At 59.1% G+C, this 12334-nt stretch carries 12 protein-coding genes; 5 read left to right on the top strand and 7 right to left on the bottom strand.

What is annotated here, in order from left to right; genetic code table 11:
- Nucleotides 1-2: 2 nt before the first annotated feature.
- Entirely contained in the window at nucleotides 3-929 is a 927-nt protein-coding gene (locus FYJ74_RS08930) for an AEC family transporter (RefSeq protein WP_154529232.1), read from the bottom strand.
- A 166-nt stretch (nucleotides 930-1095) separates the two neighbouring features.
- On the opposite strand from FYJ74_RS08930, the gene FYJ74_RS08925 reads away from it, so the two are divergent.
- The 3 genes from FYJ74_RS08925 to FYJ74_RS08915 all read left to right on the top strand — a co-directional run bounded on the left by FYJ74_RS08925 (nucleotide 1096) and on the right by FYJ74_RS08915 (nucleotide 3354).
- Nucleotides 1096-2478 carry a phosphomannomutase/phosphoglucomutase gene (locus tag FYJ74_RS08925; protein WP_154529231.1) on the top strand — a complete coding sequence of 461 codons (1383 nt, stop codon included), beginning with the start codon at nucleotides 1096-1098 and terminating at the stop codon, nucleotides 2476-2478.
- 10 nt (nucleotides 2479-2488) lie between these two features.
- On the top strand, nucleotides 2489-2974 hold the full coding sequence (locus FYJ74_RS08920; RefSeq protein WP_154529230.1) for a YbaK/EbsC family protein: 486 nt from the start codon (nucleotides 2489-2491) through the stop codon (nucleotides 2972-2974).
- Between the two features lie 176 nt (nucleotides 2975-3150).
- Nucleotides 3151-3354 (top strand): hypothetical protein, encoded by a 204-nt coding sequence (locus FYJ74_RS08915; RefSeq protein ID WP_154529229.1) that lies wholly within the window; start codon nucleotides 3151-3153, stop codon nucleotides 3352-3354.
- Nucleotides 3355-3470: 116 nt separating this feature from the next.
- Here FYJ74_RS08915 and FYJ74_RS08910 read toward each other — a convergent pair whose 3' ends face one another.
- Nucleotides 3471-4793, bottom strand: a complete 1323-nt coding sequence (locus FYJ74_RS08910; RefSeq protein ID WP_154529228.1) for a hypothetical protein — start codon at nucleotides 4791-4793, stop codon at nucleotides 3471-3473.
- A 194-nt stretch (nucleotides 4794-4987) separates the two neighbouring features.
- On the opposite strand from FYJ74_RS08910, the gene FYJ74_RS08905 reads away from it, so the two are divergent.
- Together FYJ74_RS08905 and FYJ74_RS08900 are read left to right on the top strand one after the other, a co-directional pair.
- Entirely contained in the window at nucleotides 4988-6193 is a 1206-nt protein-coding gene (locus FYJ74_RS08905; protein WP_154529227.1) for a hypothetical protein, read from the top strand.
- Between the two features lie 132 nt (nucleotides 6194-6325).
- Entirely contained in the window at nucleotides 6326-7933 is a 1608-nt protein-coding gene (locus FYJ74_RS08900; RefSeq protein ID WP_154529226.1) for a gamma-glutamyltransferase family protein, read from the top strand.
- A 153-nt stretch (nucleotides 7934-8086) separates the two neighbouring features.
- Here FYJ74_RS08900 and FYJ74_RS08895 read toward each other — a convergent pair whose 3' ends face one another.
- The 5 genes from FYJ74_RS08895 to FYJ74_RS08875 form a co-directional block, all read right to left on the bottom strand.
- The gene (locus tag FYJ74_RS08895; protein ID WP_154529225.1) at nucleotides 8087-9286 is read right to left on the bottom strand and encodes a CdaR family transcriptional regulator; all 1200 of its coding nucleotides are present in this window, start codon (nucleotides 9284-9286) and stop codon (nucleotides 8087-8089) included.
- 355 nt (nucleotides 9287-9641) lie between these two features.
- Entirely contained in the window at nucleotides 9642-10298 is a 657-nt protein-coding gene (locus FYJ74_RS08890; RefSeq protein WP_154529224.1) for a ribonuclease HI family protein, read from the bottom strand.
- Nucleotides 10295-10777 (bottom strand): hypothetical protein, encoded by a 483-nt coding sequence (locus FYJ74_RS08885; RefSeq protein ID WP_154529223.1) that lies wholly within the window; start codon nucleotides 10775-10777, stop codon nucleotides 10295-10297. Before FYJ74_RS08885 ends, FYJ74_RS08890 begins: the two co-directional genes overlap by 4 nt.
- Nucleotides 10778-10899: 122 nt before the next feature.
- Complete coding sequence (locus FYJ74_RS08880; RefSeq protein ID WP_154529222.1) at nucleotides 10900-12060, bottom strand: sodium ion-translocating decarboxylase subunit beta; 1161 nt, start codon at nucleotides 12058-12060, stop codon at nucleotides 10900-10902.
- Between the two features lie 78 nt (nucleotides 12061-12138).
- Complete coding sequence (locus tag FYJ74_RS08875) at nucleotides 12139-12282, bottom strand: hypothetical protein (RefSeq protein ID WP_154529221.1); 144 nt, start codon at nucleotides 12280-12282, stop codon at nucleotides 12139-12141.
- Between the last annotated feature and the right edge of the window lie 52 nt (nucleotides 12283-12334).

Below are 12334 nucleotides of genomic sequence, written 5' to 3'. Positions count from 1 at the left end.
ACTCATAACAGGAAGCGAATCACCAGCGGCAGCGTCAGCACCGACAGCATCGTGCTGACCATGACGGCGCGGGCCGTGTAATCGCCGTCCATGCCCATGGCTTCGGCCATTGGAAACGTGTTCATGGCCACCGGCATGGCCATGACGAGGATACAGGTTTTCACCATCTCGGGCCGAGCCGGGAAAAATCTGAAACCCAGCACGAGGATCAGCGGCGAAACGAGCAGGCGCACGATCACGTCGGGCCAGACCTGAAGCAGATCGCGCCGCAGCTCCCCGGGCTTGAGCTTCATGCCCAGCGTTACCAGCGCCAGCCCGGTACCGAGGTCGCCGAGGATCTTCAGCGACAGGTCGAGCCAGCGCGGCAGAGGCAGGCCGACGCCCACATTCCACAGCGCTCCCAGCGCGATGCTGAGCACCACGGGATTGCGGGAGAACGAGCGGAGAACGCGCCGCAGAGAATCCTTTTTCAGGCCGCCGTGAAGCACGATCAGGCCGCTGAGGGCAGAAAAAATTTCAAAGCCCGCCACGGAAAGCGCCATGAAACGCCCGTAATATTCGAGCGCGCTTTCACCCCAGAGCATGATCACGGCCGGCATGCCCATAAACATGTTGTTCGAGCGGACCGCCATCATCACCGAGGCCGCTTTGCGCCGTGCGTCGCCGCGCCGGAAACGCTCGCTCAGCCAGGCGCAGAGGATCATGCCCAGGTAGCCGCCGTACAGCACAAGAATGAAATTGACGTCGTCAAAATCGCGGGAACCGAGCGACAGCGTGATGCGGAATATCAAGCAGGGCGCGGCCACATAAAAGACGACGCGCCCCATCTGCGCGCCGCCCTCGTCGTTCAAGACCCCCGCGCGCTTTAAAATCCAGCCCGTCATGATGCAGCACATGATGGGCAGGATCAACAGAAAACCGTTGAGCATAACCTCGACACCTCCGCCGGAAAATGTTTTTCATTATAGATTTTCCGGCGAAAAAAGGGAACCCCGCTTCGCCCCAATTGTCGAAGCTTCCCCGAGACGATATAATGGACTTGAACCATGAGACGGCATTCCCGCTCAGACCATCCAGAAAGAAGGAAAATCCATCATGACCCCGGTTCCTTCCCGCATTTTTCGCGAGTACGACATCCGCGGCGAAGCCGAGAGCGAACTGACCGACGAGAACGTGCTGGCGATCGCGCGCGCCTACGGCACGTATCTGAGACGCGCCGGTATCCTTAAAGCCGCCGTAGGCGGTGACGTGCGCCTGTCCACCGAGAGGATCCGCGCCGCGGCCGTCGAAGGCCTGCGCTCCTGCGGCGTCGACGTCGTAGACCTCGGCACGGTCACGACCCCCATGCTCTACTGGAGCTTTTTCCGCTTCAACGCCGACGGCGGTGTCATGATCACCGGCAGCCACAATCCGAAGAACATGAACGGCCTCAAGCTGGGGTTCAAAAAAGCCACGCTGTACGGCGAAGAGATACAGAAGATACGCCGCATGGCGCAGACGGGCGATTTCGACTTCGCCGCCGCGCACGGCACACTGGAAAAAGCCGATATCGCCGACGAGTACGTCGCCATGCTCGCGTCGAAGGTGCGCCTGCCACGGCCGATGAAGATCGTCATCGACCCCGCCAACGGCACGGCGGCGCTTTTCGCGGGCAAATTCTTCAAAGCCCTCGGCTGCGACGTCACCGCCCTGTACGACACGCCCGACGGCACGTTTCCCAACCACCATCCCGACCCTCAGAAGAAAGAAAACATGCGGGACCTGGCGCGCAAAGTCGTGGAGGTCGGCGCCGAGGCCGGCTTCGGTTTCGACGGCGACGCCGACCGCATCGGCGTCGTCGACAACGAGGGCGAGATCATCGGCGGCGACATTCTCATGGCCCTGTTCTGGCGCGAAATTCTGCCCAAGCACCCCGGCGCCACGGCCATCATCGAAGTGAAGTGTTCCAAAGCGCTCGAAGAGGAAGTGCGCCGCCTCGGCGGCCGCCCGTATTATTACAAAGCCGGCCATTCGCTGATCAAGGCCGAGATGAAGCGCGTCGGCGCGCCCTTCGCCGGCGAATACTCGGGACACATGTTCTTCGCCGACGAGTACTACGGCTACGACGATTCCTTCTACGCCGCCGCCCGGCTGCTGCGCCTCGTCGCCGCCGGAAACGAGACATTGGCGCAGATGCGCGCCTCGATTCCCGCGTATTATCACACCGAAGAGATGCGCATCGACTGTCCCGACGAACGCAAGTTCGACGTGATGAAACAGATCACCGCGCAGGCGCTCAAGGACCACGACGCCGTCACCGTCGACGGCGTGCGCATTCTCTACGACGGCGGCTGGGGACTGATCCGCGCCTCCAACACCCAGCCCGTGCTGGCCGTCAGATGCGAAGGCACGACACCGGAAAAGCGCGACGCTATCGCCGCCGATATCCGCGCCCGCATCCTTCGCGCCGGACTGCCCGACTTCCAGTGGAAAATGTAAGGAGACTGCCATGAACGATCCCATTGAAAAAGTGCAAAAGGCCCTCGACGAACTTCACTACGACGGCCAGATTATTCACAGCGACGCTACCATCTTCACCGTCGACGACGCCTCGAAAGCGATCGGCGTGACGCCGGGCGAAATCCTCAAGAGCCTGATCTTCATGGTCGACGGACAGCCGTGGCTCGTGCTCATGTCCGGCCCGAACAAAGTCCATTCGGGCAAAATCAAGCGACTCAGCCAGGGGCATCGCGTCACCATGGCTTCGCCCGACTACGTTTTCGAAAATTTCGGTTTCAAAATCGGCGGCGTGCCGCCTGTCGGTTATCCGCAGGCGCTGCCCGCCCTGCTGGACGAGGATTTGTGGAAATTTCCCATCGTCTGGGCCGCGGCCGGCACCGACCACGCCTTCTTCCCCGTCGCCCCGGAAACGCTGCGAGAATACACTCAAGGGCAGAAAGCGGCCGTCAAGAAAGAGCCGTCCCCTCAGGCATGATCTTCCGACCTTATTTCTGGAAATGCAGAAAGGAGCTTCCCATGAAAACGCCGGCACTCAAGATCTATCGTGAACGCCCCATCGCAGGCTGCGGCTGAAGCACAGCCATCTACACCGAGAACGAGCTGAAACATTTTCCCGGTGCAGCCAACCGCGTCGCGGCTGGTCAGCTTTACATGAAGCTCAAAGAAGAGTATGGCTCCCGTCTCAACATCGACTTTTACGACCCGCGCTGTTTTGTATTTCTTTTCGACGCGCTGCGCTATCGCCTGCGCGGCGACGAAGTCACCTGGGTGCTGAACGGCAAGGTGATCTTCCGCGGCATTCCCGCGTGGGAAAAACTGAAAGACGCTATCGACGGCGTCCTTTCAGCCTCATAGACAAAAGACGAGACCGTCCCGGCCTGCTGCAAGCCGGGACGGTCTCTTTTTTCGTATCCGCGTGAAAACGAACTCGATACCGATTTTCACTTAAAAATTTTAATTGGGAATCACCATCAGTCGTGATAGCGCAGATCGATGCGCAAAAGCCGCCGCGGACGGCCTGCCGCGTCCTGCGGCTCCTTTCCCAATACGACCAGATAGCGAAACTCTTCAAGCTTCTGCAGCAGCCTGTTCATGCTGCGCAGCGACAGCGAGCAGTAGCGCGCCAGCTCGGACGAAGTGACCGTGTCGGTTCGATATTGCAGAAGGGCCTGTTCGATCTTGCTCAGCGACCTGATCCCAATCCCGGTCTGCACGGAGATCTGGCGCAGATTTTCGTTGAACAGCCCCTTCGCGTCGGGATCGTCCGACAGCGAGATCGGTCCGAAAAAATGCCCCCTCTCGTCAAGACCGTAACAGCAGGATGCCGGGGTTTTTCGGCTTCTCTGCTGCGCCTTGTCGGCCGCGTAACGGGCCTCCCGGGCCGTATATCCGATGCCGATGCCCGCCGAGATCTTATCCAGGCAGGGATTTCGAAAGGGCATGCGCAGCAGACTGAGACCGGTGAAGTCCCCCGTCTCGGCCATCAGCGTCCTCAGATCGCACGCCACGTAATAATCGGTCGCGTCCGTCTGAAACACGGCGCCGCCGAGATGCTGCGCAAAATAATAAACGGACTCGCCGATCTGCGCCTGCAGTCTCAGCGTCTGCAGCTCGTTGTGCATGTGCATCTCGCGGCTCAGCTGGAATTCCGGCCGGATCGCGACCACCGCGGGAAGGTTTCTTTCGGCGGCGGTGATCTGATGTCTCAGCAGCAAAAACTGGAGCTTCTGCTGCAGGAGGGAGAAATTCGGGCCGGTCTTGATCGACGGGATCCCCATTGCCCGGAGTTTTTCGTAGATTTTCTCCAGTCCCGTCACGCACAGGTCCGCCCTGCCGGTGCGATAATTTTCCGCATGATATTGAACGACCCGCTGAAAATAATCTTCGGCCATGATGTCAAAGCGGGTATTGTACAGCCGCACGCTTTCTTCGGTTCCCTTCAGCTCTTCGCGTATCTCTTCGATGATCTCATCGCCAAAACCGTCCATGCTGACGTTCTGAATCCTGTTTTTATATTTCAGTCCCGCCTTGACGAGCGCGCACATGGTCGACAGCATGTTGCGCGGCATAAAATCCCACGGGACCGCGGGCTGAAGCAGAGACGTCGCGTACAGATAAGGCGTCTGTCCCGTGAAAAGCAGGGCGTCGCACTTCCTCTCGTTTTCCTCGATCAGTTTTATCGTCTCGTGAAAATCCCGATACGCCAGAGGCATCAGCTGCACGGAAAATTGCGCCGACTTTTTCCGCAGGATTTTCAGACTTGTCTCGGGGCCAATCACGCCAATGATCATCATCGTTCCCTCGCGATAGAGAAATCTCGCCCGTTTCGCATGATCCGGACACACACATCATTGTACCTAGGCATCGAATTAAGGTCAAATTAAGGTCGTTTTATAGCATCTCAGACGCACATATAATGAAATAAGCAGTGAATTTATTTTTACAAACGGATTCATTGCGATTCATTCCCGAAAAGGAGGTTCTCTTCATGTATTGGGCTCTTCTCGTCGTGTTCGGCATCTTCGCGCTGGGAGATTACCTTGGCGTCGTCTCGAAGGCTCGACTCTCCTCCGTGTTCGTCGCCCTGATGTGCTTTCTGATGCTGTTTCTGAGCGGCGTTCTGCCTCAGGATCTAATTAAGGTCGCCGGACTCACCGATTTGGCTAAAATGGCGACGCCGTTTCTCGTTTTCTCCATGGGGTCATCCATCAACCTGTCGCAAATGCGCAGGGAATGGAAAGTCGTCGTCATGTCGCTGGCGGCCATGCTGGTCGCCGTCGTCTCCGTACTTGCCGTCGCGCCGCTGATCGGCATGCAGAGCGCTCTGGTATGCATTCCCATCGTCAACGGCGGCATCGTCGCCACGCAGATCATGACCGCCGCCGCTCTTGAAAAAGGATTCGGGCTCGCCGCCGCGCTTGGCACGCTGGTGTTCGCCGTGCAGAAATTCGTCGGCACCATCCCCGCCTCGCACTTCGGCCTCAAGGAAGCGAAGCTGCTGGTCAGCGACTACCGCAAGAAAAAGGCCCAGGGCGTCGATCTTTTAAAGGCCACTCAGCCGAAGAACCGCGAGGAAACAGACGCTCCGCCGAAAAAAGTTCCGTTCTGCGTCCGGTACGACAAATATTACACCGTCTACATGACGCTCGGCATTGCGGCCGCAGTCGCTTACGTCAGCAGCCTGATCGCCGGGGTCACGGGCATCGCCGCTTCGATCTGGTGCCTGCTTTTCGGCATGCTGCTCAATCAGCTGCATCTGATCCCTTCGCGCATCCTCGACCGGGGAAAGTCGAGCGGGCTGTTCATGACGGCGACGTTTTGCAGTTTGATTCCCGCCCTGGCGAAGATCAAGCTTTCCGACATGGGCAGCATGGCCGTCAGTCTGGCGCTGGTATTCGGGGCAGTGCTGATCGGCACTTTCCTGCTGCTCTACGTCCTGCCGCTGTGGAAGTTCATCGGCTCGCGCAACATGGTGGTCGGCATCGCCATGTCGCAGCTGTTGGGATTCCCCGCCACGTTCCTGATCGTCAACGAAGTGGCGACGGCCGTCGCGCAGAACGACGACGAGAAGAACTACGTCGTCGAGAAGCTGACGCCGGCTTTCGTCGTGTCGGGCTTCGTCTCCGTGACAACATTCTCAATCATCATCGCGGGAATTTTCGCCTCCTTTCTACATCTGTTCCCGGCATCGTAAATCCGGCCACGAAAAATACGAACGAAACTGTCGAATCTGTTTTATAATAGCGGCGGCCTCGAAAAAACGCTCTGCGCCGTCAGGCGCCGCGCGAGTCCGCTCACAACCCAAGGAAAGCCGGAGGAAAAAATCATGAAATTCGACATGCTGAATTATCGTTATCCGTCTCGCCGCAGCGTCATTTGCGGGCGCAAAGGCATGGTCTGCACCTCTCAGCCGCTGGCGGCCCAGGCCGGACTGGACATTCTGAAAAAAGGCGGCAACGCCGTCGACGCCATGATCGCCACGGCGATCTGCATGACCGTATTGGAGCCCACAGGAAACGGGCTTGGCTCGGACGCTTTCGACCTCGTCTGGTTCGGCGGCAAACTTTACGGGCTCAACGGCAGCGGCGGCGCAGCGAAGCTTCAGACCCTCGAGAAGATGAAGGCCAAAGGCTACGATTCCATGCCGCAGCGCGGCTGGGATTCCGTCACGGTGCCCGGCGCCGTATCGGCCTGGAGCGAACTGCACCAACGTTTCGGACGCTTGCCCTTCAAAGAGCTGTTCGCCGCCGCCATCGACTACGCCGAAAACGGTTATCCCGTCCATCCCATCGTCGGCCGTCTTTGGAACGACGCGGCCAAAGTCTTCATGCCGTTCAGGGACAAGCCGGAATTCCGTCCGTTCTTCGAAACGTTCCTCAAAAACGGCGCCCCGGCGATCGGCAGCCTGGTCAGACTTCCCGATCACGCCAGGACTCTGCGCGAACTTGCCGAGACGAACTGCGAGAGCTTCTACCGCGGCCGAATCGCCGCGGCGTTCGACGCGTTCTCGAAAGAGACGGGGGGCCTCCTGCGCGCCGAGGACCTGGCGGCGTACCGGGCCGAATGGGTCGAACCGGTCAGAACCAACTACAAAGGCTACGAAGTCTGCGAAATTCCGCCCAACGGCCACGGCATCGTCGCGCTGATGACGCTGAACATGCTGCAGAAGATGGACACCTCGCTGGGTCGCGACGCCGAGCCGACGGTACACAAACAGCTGGAAGCGATGAAGCTGGCTTTCACCGACGGACAGACTTACATCGCCGATCCGCGCTTCATGAAGATGAAGACGGATTTTCTGCTCAGCGACGCCTACGCCGCGGGACGCAGCGGTGAAATCGGCGCGGAGGCGCTGCTGCCGAAGCCCATCGATCCGCAGTGCGGCGGCACGGTTTATATGTGCGCCGCCGACAGCGAAGGCAACATGATCTCGCACATCCAGAGCAACTTCCGCGGCTTCGGCAGCGGCATCGTCATCCCCGGCTACGGCATCGCGCTGAACGACCGCGGCAACGGCTTCAAGCTCGATCCGCGGTCCGACGACTGCATTGCCCCGGGCAAGAAGCCCTATCACACCATCATCCCCGGATTCCTGATGAAGGACGGCCGGGCCGTCGGTCCCTTCGGCGTCATGGGCGGTTTCATGCAGCCCCAGGGACACGTACAGGTGTTGATGAACATGATCGATTACGGCCTCAATCCCCAGGAAGCTCTCGACGCGCCGCGCTGGCAGTGGATCGGCGGCAAGAAGGTGGAACTGGAAGCCGGCTTTGACCCTGCCGTGGCCGAAGGGCTGCGCAAACGCGGCCACGAAGTGACCGTCACCGACGACTTCCTCAGCTTCGGCCGCGGCCAGATGATCCTGCGCGGCGGCGACGACGTGCTCATCGGCGCCACCGAGCCGCGCGCCGACGGCTGCGTCGCCGCCTGGTAAAAGGGACCGCCCCCCTCCGCTCAAAAAACACACAAACGCCAAGCGGCCGGGAGCTGATGCATTCATTTGAATCATCAGCTCCCGGCTGCTTGGCGTTTGTCCTGCGGAGGACATCGTCGGTCACGCGACCGGTCTTTTTCGTTTTACGAGTTTTCAGCGTTTGTTCCTGATCGTCTTGGGATTGCCCTTGCCGTTCCGCCACAGGATCACTGACCAGTAAAAGCGGCTCATTTCGCGGAAATCGCGCGGCTTGACGCCGAGGATGCTCTCCAGCTTTTCAAGGCGGTAATCCACCGTGGTGCGGTGTACGTGCAGCAGTTCGGCGGCGCGCACGACGCTGAAGCCGCTTTCGCACCAGGCCACGATCGTCTCCTGCAGTTCCTCGCCGTCAGTGCGCACAAAAAGCGGCGCCAGTTCGCGCTCCACCATGCTGTCGAGCAGGCGGGGCTCGGAACAGAGCAACAGCTCTTCGACGCGGAAGTCGGTGATGATGTGGACTTTGTCGCGCGGAAGCAGTTTGCTGCCGACGTTCAGGGCGACCTGCGCCTCGCGGTATGACGAAACCAGCCCGGGAATGCCGTCCTGCACGCTGCCGATACCGACCACGGCGGAAAAGCCGCGGCGCTTGAGCTGCTCGGTCAACTGCAGGCACTGCTCGCGTACCGCCACGTAGAACTTGTCGCGATTGAACTCGCGGCCGCGCATGGCGCTGCGGAAGACCACGTAGCGATGGGGGCCGACGCTGCCGGAAACGTCGCCGGGGGCGTTGAAGATCTGGCGAATGTCCATCAGCGTCCGGTCGCGCTCGGGATAGTCGCCGTCCTCGCTGCTTTGCGACGACGTGTCGATCTCGATCACCGAATAGGCCAGCGTTTTGTCGTAGCCCATCAGCGCCGCCTTGGTCTCGATCACCTGCGGATCGTTGATGCCGGGGCGGAACAGGGCGATATCGGCCACCAGAGCCTGAAGATTGCGCTCGCGCTCCAGCAGTTCGCGCGTGATCATGCGCTCTTTCAGGTACAGCTCGGCTTGGCTTTTGACAAGCTGGGCGAACGGCTTGACCTTTTCGGGATCTCCCGTGATGGCAATCGTGCCGATCACATGCTGCTCAGTATCGAGGATCGGATAGGTGACGCCGGGTTTGACGCCTCTCAGACGGCGGGCATCCTCTTCCGTTTCCCAACGAGACTGGCCCGTGCGCCCGACAATGGCGCACGCCTCGTTCAGCGTACCGATGCCGCGGTCAGGATCGCTGCAGCCGATCGTGATTCCGTCGGTATCGGTGATGACGACGTCGTAACCGATGACGCGGGAAATGTTTTCCGCAAGTTCCTGAGCAATAGGTCTAAGCATGTGTCTCCTCCCGGACATTGTATAATTGCAACGCATCTGCCTGATTTTGACGGGAAATAAGGCAAGTTTTATTCGCCAGCACGTTTACGAGAAGTCCTTCGCGACGAAATTTTATTTTGCTCTGCAAAAACTTTTAAGTCATATAGAAGCATTCCCACATGCATCATAATACCACTTTCAGTATTTTTGTGGAGCTCATTTTCATTTATTCACCTCAAGATTTTGAGATTTTTATGAACAAAAATAGAAGACGATCTACGTCTTTCCGTTATATTTTCGACAACGTGCCTGATTTCATCGGATGAACCACGCAAAAACGACAGAAGCGGCCCGCCCCAAATCACCGAAAAAGATACTACAGCACAGTTGGATTTTTCATTAAAACAAGATCGATATGCCGACAACGGCCAATTTTACGCCCCTCTTCACAGGTGCAGCAGTGATGTTCCACGTCGACGGCAAATTCTTCGCCGTTTTCCTTCACAAGCCATACCTTTGCTCCGACCCGCCGAAGTTCGGGGCCGCCGGACTTCCCCGCCGACAGCCCTCGTGCCGCGGCGAAAATGTCAAGCTGCTTTTCGGGAACCGGCTCGCCGGGATCCGAAGGCACGCTCTCGATGAATTCCCCCTTGTCCAGCGCCACGTTGGACAGGCGGTCGGCTTCGGCGTTCTGGGCCCTCGGCACCCAGCGGCAGCGCGCTTGCAGAGCGCGGGTACGCTCGATGATCGGGGCGGCCATCGCTTTCAGACGGGGTTCTTTGATCTTCCACTGCCCCGTCACCTGCGATATCACCAGTTTGCTGTCGCCGCAAATTTCCGCGTTCTTCAGACCACGACGTTCAAGCTCGTCGAGCAGCAGCCCCAGCGCCATATACTCCGCCTCGTTGTTGGTCTTCATGCCCAACGGCAGCGCACGACGCCAGATCACCCGTTCGTCGTCGTAAATCACCATGCCGGCGCCGGCCTCGCCGGGATTGCCGCGCGAGGCGCCGTCAAAATGTGCTCGGATCATCGGGCTTCCGCCTCCTTGCTCGTTTGCGCGCGCAGCGGCGGATAACGCCACAGCGTCGCGTAGATCGCGGGGGATGCTCCCGCCGCAAAACAGCCGATAGCCGCCAGCACTCCATCCAGTCTCATGCGCTTTGACACGCCGCCAATCGGCAGCGGCAGCGACGGCAGCACGTAGATGATAGAAATCAGGCTATGGGCACACAACGTCAGCACGAAAATACCGTAAAAATAAGAGGGCAGCTTCATACGCTCTTTCTCCCGGACGAAAAAATACCTGCACGCCCGTGGCGGCACGATAACCTGCGCACCGACGCCGCCTTTCAGAAACGACGACACCGCATGGCGATATTGTACACCTCGAATTGCATAAAAAGCTTTTTCCTCTATGAAAACAAATAAATCGTTTTCAACGGAAGCGAGGTCGCCCCATGAAAGCGCACACCAAACTCCTGTTCCGTGGCCCACACTGCTTTGCCCCATCGTCGGCCGTTTTTTCTCCGGGAAAAGACGCCATTCCCTGCCATGGTTCCCGAAACGGACTGACCGTCCACAAAAAAATCCTCTCGTCCGCGGACGAGAGGATTTTTTGTAGACGGCCGAACTCAGTGAGACAGCAGCGTCAACATGACGGCCGCGGCGACGGCCGTGCCGATGACGCCGGCCACGTTGGGCCCCATGGCGTGCATCAGCAGGAAGTGCCCGGGATTTTCCTTCTGACAAAGCACCTGGACGACGCGGGCCGCCATGGGGACGGCGGACACTCCGGCAGCGCCGATCATCGGGTTGATCTTGCCGCCGCTCAACCCTTTCAGGAGCTGCCCGAACCAGCAGCCGCCCGCCGTGCTGGCCATAAAGGCGACCAGGCCGAGGACGATGATCTTGATCGTGCCGAGGGTCAGGAACTTGTCCGCTTCCATCGTGGCCCCGACGGTCAGCGACAGGAAAATCGTGGTGGTGTTCATGATCGCGTTCTGAGCCGTGTCGCTGAGGCGGTCGGCGCAACCGCACTCGCGGATCAGGTTGCCGAACATCAGCACGCCGATCAAAGGCACCGACATGGGCAAGATCAGACCAGTCACGACCGTGACGACGATGGGGAACAAAATCCTTTCAAGCTTGCTGACGGGACGAAGCTTGTCCATCGTGATGGCACGGTCGGCCTTGCTGGTGCACAGCTTGATGATCGGAGGCTGGATCAGGGGAACCAGCGACATGTAGCTGTACGAAGCGACGGCGACAGCGCCGAGAATCTGAGGCGCCAGTTTCGAGCACAGGTAGATGCTGGTCGGCCCGTCGGCGCCGCCGATGATGGCGATCGAAGCGGCTTCCTGCACGCTGAAGCCCAGCACCATAGCGCCGAACAGCGCGATGAAAACGCCCAGCTGGGCGGCGGCGCCGAGGAGGAACGTGATGGGGTTGGCCAGAAGCGGAGTAAAATCGGTCATGGCGCCGATGCCCATGAAGATGATGACGGGATAGATCTCCTTGACCGTGCCGAAGGACATATAGTACAGGAATCCGCCGGCCTGCGTTTCATTGCCCAGCGCGTCGAGCACGGGCCCGGAGGTGATGCCCGACAGAGGCAGGTTGGCCAGAAGGCAGCCGAACGCGATGGGAATCAGCAGCAGCGGTTCGAAGCCGCGGCCGATGGCCAAGTACAGCAAGGCAAATGCCACCAGCAGCATGACAATGTTGCCGCCCGTCAGCCCCGCAAAGCCGGATTCGCCGACAATGCGGGCAAACGCTTCAGAAACAACGCTCATAATTTTTTCCTCCTTGGGAAAATCATAAGATGATGCGGCTCGAGCCGCTTTAAACCGTTTTACGCCCTCGGCAAGCCTTTACTTGCGGCCGGCGCTGACGATACGCATCGCGTAAATCACGCCGGTCAGTCCCGCGAGCACGAGAAACACCACGCCGAACGCAATTGCCGTGAGAGCCGTAGCCCCGCCCATGCCGTCAAAGACCATTCCCTTCACCTCCATAAAAGAATAACCCCTTGAATACCAATAAATACAAGCTATTAAAAAACTTCAA

This window comes from Pyramidobacter porci (assembly GCF_009695745.1).
GTDB classification, from domain to species: Bacteria; Synergistota; Synergistia; order Synergistales; family Dethiosulfovibrionaceae; genus Pyramidobacter; species Pyramidobacter porci.
Note: the sequence above shows the minus strand (reverse complement) of the source record. Positions and strands in the feature narration are given on the sequence as shown.

Coding starts and splice junctions, on each gene's coding strand:
- FYJ74_RS08930 (WP_154529232.1), bottom strand. CDS start 929: ATGCTCAACGGTTTTCTGTTGATCCTGCCCATCATGTGCTGCATCATG.
- FYJ74_RS08925 (WP_154529231.1), top strand. CDS start 1,096: ATGACCCCGGTTCCTTCCCGCATTTTTCGCGAGTACGACATCCGCGGC.
- FYJ74_RS08920 (WP_154529230.1), top strand. CDS start 2,489: ATGAACGATCCCATTGAAAAAGTGCAAAAGGCCCTCGACGAACTTCAC.
- FYJ74_RS08915 (WP_154529229.1), top strand. CDS start 3,151: ATGAAGCTCAAAGAAGAGTATGGCTCCCGTCTCAACATCGACTTTTAC.
- FYJ74_RS08910 (WP_154529228.1), bottom strand. CDS start 4,793: ATGATGATCATTGGCGTGATTGGCCCCGAGACAAGTCTGAAAATCCTG.
- FYJ74_RS08905 (WP_154529227.1), top strand. CDS start 4,988: ATGTATTGGGCTCTTCTCGTCGTGTTCGGCATCTTCGCGCTGGGAGAT.
- FYJ74_RS08900 (WP_154529226.1), top strand. CDS start 6,326: ATGAAATTCGACATGCTGAATTATCGTTATCCGTCTCGCCGCAGCGTC.
- FYJ74_RS08895 (WP_154529225.1), bottom strand. CDS start 9,286: ATGCTTAGACCTATTGCTCAGGAACTTGCGGAAAACATTTCCCGCGTC.
- FYJ74_RS08890 (WP_154529224.1), bottom strand. CDS start 10,298: ATGATCCGAGCACATTTTGACGGCGCCTCGCGCGGCAATCCCGGCGAG.
- FYJ74_RS08885 (WP_154529223.1), bottom strand. CDS start 10,777: ATGGGGCAAAGCAGTGTGGGCCACGGAACAGGAGTTTGGTGTGCGCTT.
- FYJ74_RS08880 (WP_154529222.1), bottom strand. CDS start 12,060: ATGAGCGTTGTTTCTGAAGCGTTTGCCCGCATTGTCGGCGAATCCGGC.
- FYJ74_RS08875 (WP_154529221.1), bottom strand. CDS start 12,282: ATGGAGGTGAAGGGAATGGTCTTTGACGGCATGGGCGGGGCTACGGCT.